12 protein-coding genes are annotated in these 15,836 nt (G+C 46.9%); 11 read left to right on the top strand and 1 reads right to left on the bottom strand.

Features of this window, described 5'->3' with window-relative positions; genetic code table 11:
- The first annotated feature begins 54 nt into the window (after window positions 1–54).
- Window positions 55–723 (top strand): response regulator transcription factor, encoded by a 669-nt coding sequence (locus OW491_RS11925; protein WP_075171260.1) that lies wholly within the window; start codon window positions 55–57, stop codon window positions 721–723.
- Window positions 724–881: 158 nt separating this feature from the next.
- On the opposite strand, the gene OW491_RS11920 is transcribed toward OW491_RS11925, so the two are convergent.
- Complete coding sequence (locus tag OW491_RS11920) at window positions 882–4,802, bottom strand: NahK/ErcS family hybrid sensor histidine kinase/response regulator (RefSeq protein ID WP_290036183.1); 3,921 nt, start codon at window positions 4,800–4,802, stop codon at window positions 882–884.
- 280 nt (window positions 4,803–5,082) lie between these two features.
- On the opposite strand from OW491_RS11920, the gene OW491_RS11915 reads away from it, so the two are divergent.
- From OW491_RS11915 to fliJ, 10 genes are all read left to right on the top strand, one after another.
- Window positions 5,083–5,343: a DUF4212 domain-containing protein gene (locus OW491_RS11915; protein WP_075171262.1), complete on the top strand. Its 261-nt coding sequence runs from the start codon at window positions 5,083–5,085 to the stop codon at window positions 5,341–5,343.
- A gap of 30 nt (window positions 5,344–5,373) precedes the next feature.
- Complete coding sequence (locus tag OW491_RS11910) at window positions 5,374–7,179, top strand: sodium:solute symporter family protein (RefSeq protein ID WP_075178631.1); 1,806 nt, start codon at window positions 5,374–5,376, stop codon at window positions 7,177–7,179.
- A gap of 146 nt (window positions 7,180–7,325) precedes the next feature.
- Window positions 7,326–9,161 (top strand): putative nucleotidyltransferase substrate binding domain-containing protein, encoded by a 1,836-nt coding sequence (locus tag OW491_RS11905; RefSeq protein ID WP_290036180.1) that lies wholly within the window; start codon window positions 7,326–7,328, stop codon window positions 9,159–9,161.
- Window positions 9,162–9,164: 3 nt separating this feature from the next.
- Window positions 9,165–9,794 (top strand): 3'-5' exonuclease, encoded by a 630-nt coding sequence (locus OW491_RS11900; RefSeq protein WP_075171265.1) that lies wholly within the window; start codon window positions 9,165–9,167, stop codon window positions 9,792–9,794.
- Window positions 9,795–9,990: 196 nt separating this feature from the next.
- The gene (gene fliE, locus OW491_RS11895) at window positions 9,991–10,350 is read left to right on the top strand and encodes a flagellar hook-basal body complex protein FliE (RefSeq protein ID WP_075171266.1); all 360 of its coding nucleotides are present in this window, start codon (window positions 9,991–9,993) and stop codon (window positions 10,348–10,350) included.
- A 27-nt stretch (window positions 10,351–10,377) separates the two neighbouring features.
- Window positions 10,378–12,063: a flagellar basal-body MS-ring/collar protein FliF gene (gene fliF / locus OW491_RS11890; RefSeq protein ID WP_075171267.1), complete on the top strand. Its 1,686-nt coding sequence runs from the start codon at window positions 10,378–10,380 to the stop codon at window positions 12,061–12,063.
- Window positions 12,056–13,054, top strand: coding sequence for a flagellar motor switch protein FliG (fliG, locus tag OW491_RS11885; protein WP_215150435.1), 999 nt, complete (start codon window positions 12,056–12,058; stop codon window positions 13,052–13,054). Before fliF ends, fliG begins: the two co-directional genes overlap by 8 nt.
- A gap of 51 nt (window positions 13,055–13,105) precedes the next feature.
- The gene (locus OW491_RS11880; protein ID WP_290036175.1) at window positions 13,106–13,984 is read left to right on the top strand and encodes a FliH/SctL family protein; all 879 of its coding nucleotides are present in this window, start codon (window positions 13,106–13,108) and stop codon (window positions 13,982–13,984) included.
- The gene (gene fliI / locus OW491_RS11875; protein WP_290036173.1) at window positions 13,971–15,335 is read left to right on the top strand and encodes a flagellar protein export ATPase FliI; all 1,365 of its coding nucleotides are present in this window, start codon (window positions 13,971–13,973) and stop codon (window positions 15,333–15,335) included. Before OW491_RS11880 ends, fliI begins: the two co-directional genes overlap by 14 nt.
- Before the next feature lie 60 nt (window positions 15,336–15,395).
- Entirely contained in the window at window positions 15,396–15,836 is a 441-nt protein-coding gene (gene fliJ / locus OW491_RS11870) for a flagellar export protein FliJ (RefSeq protein WP_290036171.1), read from the top strand.

The following is a 15,836-nucleotide window of genomic DNA, read 5'->3' as shown; positions in this document are numbered from 1 at the left end:
AATATCAAACCACAACTGAAGGTTAAAAGGACGCACAACGTCCGGAGGATAAGCATGCAGTTAGCCAGTAAAATCATTATTGCTGATGATCACCCACTGTTTCGTGCCGCGCTACGACAAGCGGTGTCTCAAGCAATCGAAGGCGTTGAAATTGTAGAGGCCGACTCGCTTGAGGCTGTGCAAGAAGCCGTTGTTGTACATGGCGATGCTGACTTGGTATTGCTGGATCTACATATGCCGGGGACTAACGGGTTTACAGGTTTAGTCTTTTTACGCGGGCAAAACCCGGGCATTCCTGTGGTGGTGGTTTCAGGTAGTGAAGAAGTCAGTGTGATGAAACGTTCTATGGATTTTGGAGCGTCAGGATTCATTCCTAAATCAGCTCCGCTAGAAACGATTTCAGAAGCCATTGTTGCTGTTCTAGAAGGTGAAGAGTGGTTACCTCGTGAAATCAATGAACAACCTGAGCAGGATGTTACAGAAGATGAACGTAAGTTTGCGGTAGCGCTGGCTTCGCTAACGCCTCAGCAGTTCCGTGTATTAACGATGCTGACCGAAGGCCTGCTTAACAAGCAGATTGCGTATGAGCTGAATGTGTCAGAAGCGACGATTAAAGCGCATGTAACCGCTATCTTGCGAAAACTCGGCGTTCATAGCCGCACGCAAGCGGTTATTGCTGCTCAGCATTTGAGTGTTGACCCTGCGCGCACTGAGATGGAGTAACGCGCTATATCTTAAGGCCTTTAGGCCTTTCTGAGCGCTAGCCATGTAGGACTAATTCGATATGTTGAGTTAGTCCTGGTTTTATCGCTTCTCTTTCGCTTTTTAGACTCCCACTTACAGCCTATCTTGTTTGCCAACGTTGTCAGCTTTGCAATTCCTTAAGCTCGTAGTTTATTGATCATGGCCCTTAGCCCAGCGGGTCTAATAGGTTTGGTCAATAATTGTGAGCCAAAAGCTTCTATTTCGGCATGTACTGCTTCCGTACGGTCGGCCGTTATCACCATGGAAGGCACGTTAGTCCCCCACAATTGATACAGTGCCTCAAGCGCCATAATGCCTGTTTCTGTCTCGCCTAAATGATAATCAGCTAATACAATGTCTGGCAGCGGCGCATCACCAGTAGTGTATAGGGCAGTGGCTTCGTTTATTGATAAAGCGGTGTAAGTTTCACAGCCCCAACCTTGTAGCAGTGCTGTCATACCCTCTAAAATTTTAGGCTCATTATCGATCACCAGTGTCACTGTGCCGTTGAGAGCTTTAGAACGTATCCAGCCCCGCTGCTCAGGCTTGGCTTGTATGGCTTTTTGAGGATCTCCCAGTGGTACATCAACGCTAAATACTGTACCGGCATTGACCCACGAGCGAACATTAATGCGATGGCCGAGCATGCGCGCGATTCGTTCTGTGATTGCTAAACCTAAGCCTAAACCCTGAACTTGGGAGTGTTTGGGGTTATCTATGCGCTTAAATTCTTCAAACACCTCATTGAGGCGGCTTTTCGGAATGCCTACACCCGTGTCCCAAACCTCAATACGCAGCATATCTTTATGGCGTCGACAGCCTAATAGTATTTTCCCTGATTGCGTATATCGAACAGCATTGGACAAAAAGTTTTGCAGAATGCGGCGCAATAACTTCTGATCGGAAATCACGACTTTATGGCAGTTTACATAATGGAACGCTAAGTCTTTGTCATTGGCAACAGCCGTAAACTCGGTGCTCAAATTGCTAAACAGGGTGTCCAAAGAAAAGTGACTAATGGACGGTTCAAGTGCTCCTGCATCCAGCTTAGAAATGTCTAAGATGGCGGTAATGAGTTCTTCCGCTGCTTTTAATGATCCATCGAGGTTTGAAACTAGCTCTTTAGTTGCGGGTGAGCTATGGCTTTGTTGAGCTAAAGCGGAAGCGAATAAGCGAGAGGCGTTTAACGGCTGCAGCAGGTCATGACTGGCGGCGGCAAGGAAGCGAGTTTTACCCAAGTTAGCCGCATCTGCATCACTTTTTGCTTGGCGAAGCTCATCTTCCATCAAGGCGCGAATGGTGTTTTCTTTTCGCAGTTCTTTATTCACTACCGACAGGGCATGTGTCCGCTCTTTAACTCGTTGCTCTAGAGTTTCATTGGTTATTTGTAGTGCAAGTTCGGCTTCGCGCCGTTCGGTTATATCTTGGTATAGCGTAAAGTAGCCTAAAATATCGCCGTATTCGCCAATGTGAGGAATATAAGTGACTTCAGCGAACCGTTCTATGTCTTGTTGGCTAGGTAAAATGGTTTCGAAACGCTGGCGTTTGCCTTCGAGAACGTTTTGAATAAAGCCGCGACGCTTTTCGTATTCCTCACTTGAAAGGACCTTATAGGCAGGCATGCCAACTATTGTGTGCCGGTCTAATCCAAAAGCGTCAGCGTAGGCTTTATTGACAAACAGGTAGCGGCGCTCTGTATCAAGATAAGCGATAAGAACAGGGACGTTATCCGTATAGATGCGAATATTTTGCTCGCTTTCGCGCAAGGCTTCTTCAATTTGTTTTTGTTGGGTTACATCCATGTAGGTGTTTACGTAGCCGCCGTTGGGCATCGGGTTACCACGAACAGCCAGCACCGTACCATCAGGTCGATAGCGCTCGTAGCCATGGGGACGGCCTGCCTTTATGCTTTGTAAGCGGCGATGCACTTGCTCGTCTACATCCCCTGGACCATATTCACCTTTTTGAGCGTTATAGCGAAATATTTCCTCTATCTCACGACCAATACAGATAAGCCCTTCTGGATAACTAAACATCTCGATGTAAGGGCGGTTCCATGCTACTAAACGCAGTTGTTGGTCGACAACGCTGATACCTAAGCCGATATTTTCGATGGTAGATTGCAGTAGTGATCGGTTAAAGCGTAAGGCTTGTGAAGCTTCGTCTACGATTGAAACAACATCACCGATTTGCATTTCCCGGCCCCGAAGGATTGAAGCCAGAACGATACGAGAAGAAGAAGCCCCAATAACACCGGCGAGTAAGCGTTCGGTAAATAGAATGAGTTCAGGGGTGGCTTTGTCGCCAGACAATAAAGGCTCTTCGTTTCGTTGTGCGACATAGCCTGCGAACGCATCTTGTGTGCGCGTTAATCCAAGGAAGCGCTCGGTGAGCATTTGAAGGTCGCCAACAGTAACAACACCATGCTGACGAGAAGGCACGGTTAAGTCCTTGTTGTAAACGTCAACAAAAGCACTGGCTTGGATGCGTTCAACTAAACGTTGCGGTGAATATTGAGATATAAGCACGTACAGGCTCGCATTGACCATTAAGCTCCAAAATACGCCATGTGATAGCGGCTCATTAAAGCTCAGCCCCATCAAGGAGGTAGGCGCAAGCCAGTGGTAGTTAAACAATGTACCTGTTAAAAAATCGGGTGATAAAATTCCCGCATTCATAAAGGTGGGAAGCACTAATGTGTAGGCCCAAAGAATAAACCCCATCACCATGCCTGTTAAGGCTCCGCGACGAGATCCCTTTTTCCAAAACAGACCGCCCACAATGGCAGGTAAAAACTGAGCAGCTGCCGCAAATGCGAGTAAACCAAATGATGATAACGGGCCTTGCTCACCCAAAATTCGATAGTAGAAATAAGCCATTAACATCAGGCTGAGGATGGTCATACGTCGAACAGTTAACAGCAGGGCGCCTAAATCTTTTTTATCTGATAATTTACGTCCAGAGAGCCTAAATAACAGAGGCATGATGATATCGTTGCACACCATAGTAGACAGCGTAATGCTGGCAACGATGACCATCCCAGTAGACGCAGATAACCCGCCGATAAAAGCTAACATGGCTAACGTTTTGCTGCCTGACTCCAGTGGTAGCATAAGCACAAAGGTGTCCGCGTCGATGGGCTCACCACTAAAGTAAAAATTACCGGCTGTGGATATCGGTAAAACAAAAATGCCTATCACAAGCATGTATAGCGGGAATATCCAGCGCGCGACACGTAAATTGCGGATGTCTGTATTTTCAACCACTGCCACATGGAATTGGCGCGGCAAACACAGGATAGCGATGCAGGCGAGAAGAATCTCCGTGAGAAAGCTCCCTCCTAAAAAGCTTTGGTACTTTCGTTCGCTATGGAGCGCTTGGGTGATTTGATAGAGGGTATCGCCAAAGCCGTCAAATACATTAATTGAGACAAATAATCCGACAGCGATGAACACGGTGAGCTTAACGATAGATTCGAAAGCAACTGCCAGCACCATTCCTTCGTGATGTTCGGTCGCATCAATGTGGCGGGTGCCAAACAAGATGGCAAAAATAGCCATCAAAATAGCTACAAACAGTGCCGTATCACTCCCTTTGCTGAGTGCTTCTGTGGCACCGGGTGTTAGGGCATTAAAACTAATCGCCACTGCCTTAAGCTGCATAGCGATGTAAGGGAGTGTTCCGCAGACGGCGATTAAGGTAACTAAGACTGCAAGTGATTGGCTTTTGCCGTAACGCGACGAAATGAAATCCGATATGGTTGTCGTGTTTTGTTGCTTACTGATAAGGATCATCTTCTCGACGACCCGCCACCCAAGGGCATAGACCAGAATAGGCCCTATGTAAGTGGCCATAAACTCCCAGCCTGAATAGGTGGCTCGCCCGACGGCGCCGTAAAAGGTCCAAGAAGAGCAGTAGACAGCCAAGGACAGCGAGTAAACCACAGGGTTACTTGCGTAAGACTTTCCTTTTTGGGTGCTATCGCCGTAATAAGCGATACCGAAGAGCAGTCCCACATATAATAATGAGACTAAAATGATAAACCAGCCCGACAGCATGTCGACAAACCTTATAGTTACACCTGAATAAATCTAGTGTAACCGAATCTTGCGCATAACCTAACGCTTTCCCTTATACCATCGTCTACCTTATTGAAGGGTAAGGCGTTTTCGACCAAATACAAGAAGCAAGCAACGGCGCCGCTTGCAGCCAATTGTTGACAATGGGTTGACAAAGGTTACCGACTAAAGTCGGGGATTTTTTTGTCAATGCTCTTTGCTAAATTCAATCTGTCTACTATTTCACTTGATCCGATAACAAAAAATAAAGGAAAGTGCCATGTCAATCAGTAGTGAAACCGCAAAAGCGTACTGGAGTGAAAATCTCCGGATTATCTTAACTTACCTTGTCATCTGGTTCGTAGTCTCCTACGGCTGTGGCATTCTTTTTGTTGATCAGCTCAATGAGATCCAATTCTTTGGATTCCCATTAGGTTTTTGGTTTGGTCAGCAAGGCTCAATTTTCGTCTTCGTCGGGTTGATCTGGGCATACGTGTTCAGCATGAACAAACTCGATGAGAAGTATGACGTTCACGAATAATAATAAAATTTAGAACAGGACGGCGTGATTATGAGTGTTGATGTTTTATCTTACCTCTTTATAGGCGGATCCTTCCTCCTATACATCGGTATCGCAGTGTGGGCCCGTGCTGGGTCAACAAAAGAGTTCTACGTGGCAGGTGGTGGTGTACATCCGGTTGCTAACGGTATGGCTACTGCCGCTGACTGGATGTCAGCAGCTTCCTTTATTTCTTTAGCGGGTCTAGTTTCGTTTATCGGACGTGATGGTTCTGCGTATCTCATGGGTTGGACCGGTGGTTACGTACTCCTAGCCATGCTTTTAGCGCCTTACTTGCGTAAGTTTGGTAAATTTACTGTGCCAGACTTTGTGGGCGACCGTTATGAGTCTAACGTGGCGCGTACCATTGCGGTGGTATGTACTATTGTAATCTCGTTTACCTATGTAGCAGGTCAAATGCGTGGTGTGGGTATCGTATTCTCACGTTACTTACACGTAGATATTAATACGGGCGTTATCATTGGTATGGCGATTGTATTCTTTTATGCTGTTTTAGGTGGCATGAAAGGGATTACCTACACTCAGGTAGCTCAATACTGCGTATTGATTCTTGCCTTCACCGTTCCGGCTTTCTTCCTATCAGCTCAAGTAACAGGGCATATCCTGCCGCAAATCGGTCTAGGTGCGACGCTTGATTCTGGACAGTCTGTATTAGCGACGCTTGATCAGCTCTCTGTAGATCTCGGTTTTGCTCAGTACACGGCGGGTAAAATGTCTACAATTGATATTTTCTGTCTGACTGTGGCGCTGATGTGTGGTACGGCGGGTCTTCCTCACGTAATTGTACGTTTCTTCACGGTTCCTCGTGTTAAAGATGCACGTACGTCTGCTGGTTGGGCGCTTATCTTCATCGCACTACTTTACACCGCTGTTCCAGGTGTTGGTGGCTTTGGTCGTGTGAACTTGATTCAAACGGTTAACGGTGTTGATAACACGGGCACAACCTATTCAGAAATTCCTAGCTGGTTCAAAAACTGGGAAAATGCTGGCCTGTTAGGTTGGAATGACCGTAATGGTGACGGCAAAATCCAATATGCAGCAGGTAATGCATTTGATGGCAACGGTAAGCCAGCCTTTGGCGACGAGCGTGGTGACCAAGGTCAGCGTATCGCTACCAATGCGATCCAAGGTGCTGATTTTGATGCCTCTAAGCAACCGTTTGCAAACGAGCTATATGTAGACCGTGACATCATGGTATTGGCTAACCCTGATATTGCGCAACTTCCTGCCTGGGTAATCGCCTTGGTGGCAGCGGGTGCCGTAGCGGCCGCTCTATCGACTGCAGCAGGCTTATTGTTGGTAATTTCGACAGCGGTAGCGCATGACTTGATGAAGAAAACCATTAATCCGAATATTACTGAGAAGCAAGAGCTTATGTATGCACGGATGGCCGCCGTTGTGGCAATCTGTATTGCTGGTTACTTCGGTATTAACCCTCCTGGCTTTGTGGCGCAGGTGGTGGCACTCGCCTTCGGTATTGCATGTGCGTCGGTCTTCCCAACTATTATGCTGGGTATCTTCTACAAGCGCATGAATACACAAGGTGCCATTGCCGGTATGTTGGTTGGTTTGATCTCTACCGTTGGCTACATGTGGTACTTCGTCTTCGGTGGCGGTGATAAAGCTGACTACTTCATGGGAATAGGTCCTGGTGGATTCGGTGCGGTAGGCATGGTGCTTCACTTCATCGTTGCTATGATTGTTGCATCAATGACGCCTCCTCCTTCTGAAGAGATGCAGCGTATTGTAGAAGATCTACGTATCCCACGTGGTGCGGGTGAAGCTCACGATCACTAAAACCTGTGAACGATATAGCATATAAACTTGTTATATCGTTACGCTCAAAAACATAAGGCGTATCGGCGAAAGTTGATGCGCCTTTTTTATCAGTGGCCAGCCTGCTGTTTATAGGAATGAGGCCGCTTGGATAAAGGAGTGTCGTTATGCCTACTTCGTTTAAGATGGATAACTTACCGTTTAGTTTGCTAACGGAAAGCGAGCAAGCCACATTGCGTAATCATTTGGATATAGCTTATTTCCAAAAGGGCGAAGTGGTTATGGCGGCAGGGTCGGTACCGGAAGGCGTGCATGTTATTTTAAAAGGCCGGGTATCAGAGAGTGAGTCCCGCGATGATGAAAGCGGACAATCTCATCAAGTTTATGTTCATTACGAAAATGAAGATTACTTCGGTGCTTGGTCTGCCATTAAAGGTAAGGCGATACATAACTTTATCGCTGAAGAAGAAACGATTTGCCATATTATACCCACCAAAACTGTTCTTGATTTGGTGTCAACCAATGCCTTGTTTGCCGATTATTTCCAACAAAACTTAGCCGCAAAAACAGAAATTGTAGAGCAACACAGTGGCGAAACTCAGGACATGGCAGAGTTCATGCTAGCCCGCGTGGGTGAAGGTGTGATTCGGGATCCATTAATTGTTCTGGAAGAAACCACAATAAAAGAAGCCACCTTATTTATGCGTGAAAACCAGGTCGATTGCTTCTTGGTAAAACGCGGCACACGTTACGGTATGGTAACGGGCACAGATCTACTGAATGCCGCCGTTGTTAGTGAAATGCCACTCACAACGCCGGTTTCAGAAATAGCGACATACCGCCTGATTAGTATTCACCCCGATGATTACTTATTTAATGCGTTAGTGACCATGACTCGGCAACGAATTGAGCGTGTTGTGGTGATGAAAGAGCAAGAGCTGATCGGTATTGTTGATTTGACCGACGTATTGAGTTTCTTTTCGAGTCACTCCCATGTTATTGGGTTGCGCATCGAACGAGCGAATACCGTCGAGGACTTATTCATAGCCGCTAGCGGTTTGAACGAGTTGATTAAATCGCTGGTCTCGTATGGGGTAAAAACGCGCTTTGCGATGGATCTGTTATCAGCAATGAACGGCCGGGTTATGGCTAAACTGTTTGAAATGCTAATCCCCGAGGATATGCAGCCACATGTGTGTTTGATCGTCATGGGGTCAGAAGGTCGGGGCGAGCAAATTATGAAAACAGATCAGGATAACGCCATTATCCACCGTGATGGGCTTGTTTGGCCGCAAATGTCACAGACATTGCAAGAATTCTCCAATAAATTAATGGAGTTCGGCTACCCGCCATGCCCAGGCAATATTATGGTATCTAATCCGTATTGGGTGAACTCACTGGGTGATTGGACTCAAAAGTTAGCTGACTGGTCGAGTAGCTGGGAAGAGCAAGACCAGATGAATTTAGCCATCGCCGTTGATGCAAAACCGGTTGCGGGGAATCCGGCTTTGTTTAAAGCGGGTCGTAATTGGTTTTTTAAATCGCTTAAAAATAATGATTTGTTCTTCTCACACTTTGCAAAAGTGGCGCTGGAATTCCACACACCGTTAACTTTATTTGGTAATTTGAAAGATAAGGGGCAGTTGGACATTAAAAAGGGAGGGATTTTCCCTATCGTCCACGGGGTGCGTACCTTAGCGCTTGAATATCGGATTTTGGCAACGAACACTTTTAAGCGTATCGAGGCGTTGGTAGAAGCTGGTATTATGGAAGATAAACACGGACGGGAGTTAAGTGAAGCGCTAGGGTTGTTTATCCAATTACGCCTCAGGCAGCAAATTAAGCGGGCCGAAGAGGAAGAGAAGGGTGTTGATCCAACGCCTAATACGCTGGACTTACAATCTTTGCATAAAATGGATCGGGAGCTTTTACGTGATGCCTTTCATGTGGTTAAAGGGTTTAAAAAGCACCTGGAATCTCGTTATCACCTAGGGAGTCGATGATTCATGATCATCCCGCGTACGATTCGAAAACTGAAAGACAAGATGGATCACAAACAAGGGCCTTATGCTCATCTTTTTGAGCCTTATAAAGGCGACGAGGTTGTGTCATTAGATTGTGAGACGACAAGTCTCGATGTGAGCGGCGCTGAAATTTTGTCGATAGGTGCTGTTAAGATCCGAGGAAAAAAACTACTAACCAGCGAACGCTTAGATATTAAGCTGAAACCGCCCAAAACACTCACAGGTGATTCCATTGTTGTACATAAACTGCGTGCAACGGACTTAGAGGGAGGTATTGAGCTAGAAGATGCGTTGCAGCAAGTGCTCGCATTTGTAGGTAACCGGCCAATTTTAGGTTATTACGTTAATTATGATATTCGCATGCTGGATAAATTTATTCGGCCTATCTATGGGTTTGGTTTGCCGAATAAGGCCATAGAGTTATCTCATGTGTACCATGACATTATTAAGTGGCGTTCAGTCGGCGGTAATATAGACCTGCGATTTGATACTATTTCTAAACAGCTTGATATTCCGATGCTTGAGCGGCACACCGCTTTAGGTGACGCAATTACCGTAGCGCTCATGTATGTTCGGTTGACTCATGGCTCCCCACCTGAGGTGGCGTGCTAACCGGTTGGCACGTCGCTCTTTTTCTTTGTCAGTAGCTTGATAGATATGATTTTGTTGGCTCGTTTTTTGCATTTAACTATTCATATATTGCAAAATTGCCGCTAAGCGTCATTTATATGGCGCTTATGCTGGTGGTTAGCTTGTGAACACAGGTTAATTGCTTATAATGTCAATAAGTTGTCATTCAGGGTGCAAGATGATTGAGCGAACGGATATCCAAAGTGTACTAACCCAAATGCGAGCCATGAAAGAACAGGCCCAAATGGGTGTTAGTCATGTCAATAATCCGGCAGAAGTGGCTATGCCTTCTGTTCGCCCTGTTGCTGAAAGTAATGATGGCTTTGGCTCTTTGTTAAAAAGTGCAATCGACGGTGTAAATAATACGCAAATGGAAGCGTCACGCCTTGCAACGGCTTATGAGCAAGGGGATACCAGCGTAGAGCTAACGCAAGTAATGGTGCAGTTACAAAAAGCTTCCGTGTCTTTTCAGGCGATGACTGAAGTGCGTAATCGTCTCGTGTCTGCGTATGAAGATGTAATGAACATGTCAATTTAATGACGATTTCGGAAAGTAATACTGGTCATGGCTACTGATAACAGCACAGTCACAATCGAAACCTCCGGAGGAGGGCTACTAGCGGGGTTTAATAAACTGTCGTTTTTACGTCAGTTTGGCCTAATGGTAGGGCTGGCTGCCAGTATCGCTATTGGCTTGGCTGTGGTCTTGTGGTCTAAAGCGCCTGATTACCGCGTTCTTTTCTCAAACCTACAATATGCTGATGCCAATGAAGTTATTGATCAGCTTAACCTATTGAGTATTCCTTATAAGTTTGAAGGCGATGCTCGAACAATCCTTGTCCCCGAAGAATATGTCTATCAAGCCCGACTACGGCTTGCTTCCGAAGGCTTTACTAATGATAAGACGGTAGGCTTTGAACTGCTCGATCAAGAGCAAAGCTTAGGGGTGAGCCAGTTTATGGAAAGTGCTCGCTTTCGGCGAGGGCTAGAAGGTGAGTTGGCACGTACTATTACTAGCGTAACCGCGGTACGTAATGCCCGTGTCCATTTAGCGATTCCTAAAGAAAGTGTGTTTGTACGCGATCAGAAGCAACCCAGCGCTTCAATTTTTGTGGAGCTTTATACGGGGCGAAAATTAGATAGGGCCCAAGTAGCGGCGATTGCGAACTTAGTCGCGTCGTCTGTGCCTTCTCTAGACGTCAAAAATGTGACGGTGGTCGATCAGCGCGGGCAGTTATTAAATTCGCGAGACGAAGATGTTGATGTCGTTTTGGCTGGCAAACAGTTTGAGTACTCAAGAAAAGTAGAAGAGACGCTCTTAAACCGAGTTAACAGTATTCTAATGCCGGTTGTCGGCCAAGGGCGTTATCGAGCTGAAGTATCGGCAGATGTCGATTTTACGGCAGTTGAACAAACCGACGAAATTTATAACCCGGATCTTCCAGCACTCAGAAGTGAGCAAACGCTGGAGGAAACACGTGTAGGTACGGCCCCGGCGCAGGGTGTTCCTGGGGCGTTATCTAACCAGCCGCCAGGGCCTACAGCTGTCCCTGAAGTGGCGAATGGCGCGGCAGGAGACGGTGGTGCAGCCACAGTGCCTGGTACGGCTAAAAATCAAGCGACACGTAATTTTGAATTAGACCGTTCTATTTCTTATACACGGCACCATACAGGGCGAATAGGGCGTTTAACGGTTGCTGTTGTCGTCGATGATTTGACAGCATCGGATCCAGAAACAGGAGAGCTCACACGAACACCGTGGAGTGAAAGTGAATTAGCACGCTTACGTATTTTGGTACAAGATGCTGTCGGTTTTTCGGCGGTGAGAGGGGACAGTGTTAACGTGATTAACTCACCGTTTGTACCTGAACAGCCGTTTGAGGATATTGAAATCCCTATCTGGAAGCAGCAATGGGTATGGGATATAGCCCGTCAGGTTGGCGCCGTGTTGTTTGTGCTCTTGATGGTGTTTGGTGTATTACGTCCTATACTGAAAAACCTAGCGACAACTGGCGCAATTATCCCAACTAAAAAAACAGATGAAACCGATGAAGTGGCAGCTGAGTTAGAAGGTTTGGGCGGTCAAGATCTGTCAGATGACAAGGTAACGTTCGGTGGGCGAGGTGATGGTTTGTTGCCTACGCCAAGTGAGAGTTTTGAATTTCAATTAAATGCAGTACGTAGCATGATCGCCGAAGATCCTGCGCGTGTAGCGCAAGCCGTGAAGCAGTGGTTGAACCGAGATGAGTGATGAAGAGCTAACGGATATCGAGAAAGCCGCCATACTCATGATTAGCTTGGGTGAGGATGATGCGGCTGAAGTGCTCAAGTATCTTGGCCCTAAACAGGTTCAGATGATCGGCGAAGCTATGAAAGAATTGGACAACATCGCTCAATCGCGCGTGGAAGGTGTTGTTAGCGACTTTATGGAATTGGTACAAGACCAAACCGGTATTGGTATCAATAATGATCGTTATATCCGCGCTATGCTGAATCAGGCATTGGGCGAAGAAAAAGCAAAAACGTTGATTGATCGTATACTCATGACGACCAACACGTCAGGTTTGGATACGATGCGTTGGATGGAACCGCGTCAAATTGCAGAGACCATTCGTTACGAGCACCCGCAGATACAATCCGTCATCATCGCGTATCTAGAGCCTGATCAAGCCGCCAATGTGTTATCTTACTTTGACGATAAAGTGCGTCTAGACATCATTATGCGTGTGTCATCTATGGACCGTGTGCAGCCGCAAGCCTTACAAGAGCTTAATGAAATGCTCGAAGGGCAATCAACTAGCTCGGCTGGTCAGTTCCGCACCATGGGTGGTGTGAAACATACCTCAGATATCATGAACCTCATCGAGAGCACCATCGAAGCCGAATTGATGGAAGGCATTAAAGAGGTTGATGAAAGCTTGGCAAATCAAATTCAAGAGCTCATGTTTGTCTTTGATAACTTGATTGATGTCGATGATAGAGCGATCCAAGTGATCTTGCGTGAAGTGGCTAGTGATGTCTTGATTTTGGCGCTCAAAGGCGCGGATACTGCCTTGCAGGAAAAAATCTTTAGGAATATGTCGAAACGAGCAGCCGAACTTCTACGTGACGACCTTGAAGCGAAAGGCCCTGTCCGTGTTAGTGAAGTTGAAGATGCTCAAAAAGAGATCTTGTCTGTTGCACGTCGTTTGGCGGATGATGGAGAGATCATGCTGGGTGGCGGTGGCGAGGCCATGGTTTAACCATTCAGTGTCTTTCTCATAATGCGAATTGATAAGTCACAGTGATGCCTAATGTCAGCTAAATTCCGCCCAAAATCATCCCAAGTACCCTACGAGAATTGGGTGCTTCCGGATGTTTCTTCTTCACAACCTTCTAAGGCTGGCTCTTCAGTAGGCATTGCATCAGGCACAACTGAGCCCTCAACATCTAAGCGCACTAATACCATTGGTCAAGCGGGAATAGCTCATTCGGCTCAAACAGTGTCGAAAAACACCGCTAGTGCGCAAGTGACTGTGGTTGATGAAGAAGTCGTTGCAGAAAAGGTGACGTTGGCAGAGTTAGAAAAAATTCATGAGCAAGCCCACCTTGAAGGCTACGAAGAAGGGCGCGAGGAAGGCCGTAAAGCTGGACATGCAGAAGGGTTGGCTCAGGGGTTAGCAGAAGGCCGTGCGCAAGCGGATGCTTTGCTAGCTCAGCAGCAAGCGCAATTGGTTAGCTTGATAACGGCATTAAATGCTCCCTTAGCGCAACACCAACAGCAATTAGCGTTATTGGCTACTGAGCTGTCATTAGCTGTGGCAGAGGCGGTTATACCGTCAGCTGTATTGGCTAGCGACTTTAAGGCCATCGCTCAAGCTGTGGAGGAGTCGTTGGCGCAGCTCCCTAATAACGTAGGTCGTATTCGTGTCTTAGCTCATCCAGATGAAGTGAATGCGGTGAATGAATGCGTTGCGGCAATGGTTGATGACGATGTGCAAGTGAGTGTGGTGGCTAAGCCTGATATTCAGCAAGGCGGCTGTGTGATTAAATCAGAGCACACAGATATAGATCATCTCATCCAAACCCGCTTTGACGCGGTGGCTGGTGAGCTGCGTGAGCGTGTTGCGTTAGCATTGAGCCATCAGCTCGCGGATCAAACTCATCAAGCAGACGACAATGGATCCGAGTAACTTTACGGCTGGTTTAGAGGGGATTTTATCAACCCCGCTTGCACAACCTGCTCCGCGTTTAGAAGGGCGAATCACCCGTTTGATAGGCCTAACTATTGAGGCGGTTGGGCTGCGTGTTGCTATCGGTGATAATTGCTTAATTCTCGTATCTAATTCGCAAAAAATTGAAGCTGAAGTCGTTGGCTTTAATGATGAAAAGATTTATCTAATGCCTTTGCAGCCGGTTGAAGGCTTGTCAGCAGGGGCAAAGGTTATTCCTATGACGGCCTCTCGGAACGTCCCTGTGGGTTTTGAGTTGTTAGGGCGCGTTTTAAATGGTGTAGGCGAGCCTATAGATAGCAAAGGACCTTTGGGGTGTGCGTTATCTGTTTCCATGGCTGGCGAGACCATTAACCCGTTGGATAGACACCCCATTGATGAAACTCTCGATGTAGGAATTAAAGCCATAAATGCACTGCTAACCGTAGGTAAAGGGCAGCGGTTAGGCTTGTTTGCCGGTAGTGGTGTGGGTAAATCGGTGCTACTCGGTATGATGACGCGAGCAACGTCAGCAGATATAACGGTCGTAGGCTTGATCGGGGAGCGGGGGCGAGAGGTCAAAGAGTTTATTGAGCATAATTTAGGCGAACAAGGCTTAGCGCGCTCTGTCGTTGTGGCATCTCCCGCTGATGATTCGCCCTTAATGCGATTGCGAGCTTCTCAGCTCACTACGCGCATTGCTGAGTATTTTCGGTCCCAAGGTAAAAGTGTGCTGCTGTTGGTCGATTCGCTCACGCGTTATGCGCAGGCGCAGCGTGAAATTGCCTTAGCTATCGGTGAGCCTCCAGCGACTAAGGGGTATCCGCCCTCTGTGTTCGCTAAACTGCCCAAGCTGGTAGAGCGAGCGGGTAACGATGCGACAGGTAAGGGGTCTATTACGGCTTTTTACACGGTATTAACCGAAGGGGATGATCAGCAAGACCCGATTGCTGATTCAGCACGGGCTATTTTAGATGGTCACGTTGTGCTTTCGCGTCAGCTAGCAGAGCAAGGGCATTATCCGGCAATCGATATAGAGGCTTCTATTAGTCGGGCTATGCCGGCAATTGTTGAGGCGGCGCATTTAAAGGCTGCCATGCGATTTAAGCAGCTATACTCAAAATATCAGCAAAATACTGACCTCATTGCGGTGGGGGCTTATGTGCGTGGTAGTGATCCTGATACTGACTTTGCAATCGAAAAAATGCCGACTATTCGTCAGTTTCTGCAGCAAGGTTTGCATGAATCCGTTAATGTAGAGCAAAGTTTGCAAATGTTGGCGATGTCTTTGCAGCCTAATGAACCGCCGGCTCGGCCTGCTATTAAAAAATAAGGCTGTTTAATTCACGTCATTAAAAGCCTCTGATATCGCTACAGTTAGATAGGTTGAATTATGAAAAAACGCTCTGAGCGTCTATCGCTCGTTACTGATTTGGCTGAGCGGCGCAAGAAAGAAGCGGAAAAGTTCTTGGCTGATCAGATTAAGCGGGTGGACTCTGACGCGACGCAGTTGTTGCAATTAGAGCAATATTTGTCTGAATACCAAAGCTTATATCAGCAGGCAATGCAACAGGGGATGTTGGGGCCTCAGATAGTAAACTATCAGGCGTTCATGACCAAAATAGCCGACACAATTGAGCAGCATAAAAAAACCATGAAGGTGAATAAAGACCAGTTAGCCCAAGTGAAGCGCTATTGGGCACAAATGCATGGTCGCCACAGTGCGTTGGAGTCGTTAGCCGATAAAGCACTGGATGCCGAACAACAAAAAGCTGATAAAGCACTTCAAAAGCAGTTAGATGAGCGCTCCCAGCAGACCACTTCTGTTTTTTAG

This window comes from Neptunomonas sp. CHC150 (genome assembly GCF_030397555.1).
In the GTDB taxonomy this organism is placed as follows: Bacteria; Pseudomonadota; Gammaproteobacteria; order Pseudomonadales; family Balneatricaceae; genus Neptunomonas; species Neptunomonas phycophila.
The sequence above is the reverse complement of the archived record's forward strand: the minus strand, read 5'-3'. Positions and strand labels throughout refer to the sequence as shown.

Bases quoted from the DNA above. Each gene is read 5' to 3' on its own strand.
- OW491_RS11925 (WP_075171260.1), top strand. From the start codon at position 55: ATGCAGTTAGCCAGTAAAATCATTATTGCTGATGATCACCCACTGTTT.
- OW491_RS11915 (WP_075171262.1), top strand. From the start codon at position 5,083: ATGTCAATCAGTAGTGAAACCGCAAAAGCGTACTGGAGTGAAAATCTC.
- OW491_RS11920 (WP_290036183.1), bottom strand. From the start codon at position 4,802: ATGCTGTCGGGCTGGTTTATCATTTTAGTCTCATTATTATATGTGGGA.
- OW491_RS11910 (WP_075178631.1), top strand. From the start codon at position 5,374: ATGAGTGTTGATGTTTTATCTTACCTCTTTATAGGCGGATCCTTCCTC.
- fliG (WP_215150435.1), top strand. From the start codon at position 12,056: ATGAGTGATGAAGAGCTAACGGATATCGAGAAAGCCGCCATACTCATG.
- fliI (WP_290036173.1), top strand. From the start codon at position 13,971: ATGGATCCGAGTAACTTTACGGCTGGTTTAGAGGGGATTTTATCAACC.
- fliJ (WP_290036171.1), top strand. From the start codon at position 15,396: ATGAAAAAACGCTCTGAGCGTCTATCGCTCGTTACTGATTTGGCTGAG.
- OW491_RS11905 (WP_290036180.1), top strand. From the start codon at position 7,326: ATGCCTACTTCGTTTAAGATGGATAACTTACCGTTTAGTTTGCTAACG.
- fliF (WP_075171267.1), top strand. From the start codon at position 10,378: ATGGCTACTGATAACAGCACAGTCACAATCGAAACCTCCGGAGGAGGG.
- OW491_RS11880 (WP_290036175.1), top strand. From the start codon at position 13,106: ATGTCAGCTAAATTCCGCCCAAAATCATCCCAAGTACCCTACGAGAAT.
- fliE (WP_075171266.1), top strand. From the start codon at position 9,991: ATGATTGAGCGAACGGATATCCAAAGTGTACTAACCCAAATGCGAGCC.
- OW491_RS11900 (WP_075171265.1), top strand. From the start codon at position 9,165: ATGATCATCCCGCGTACGATTCGAAAACTGAAAGACAAGATGGATCAC.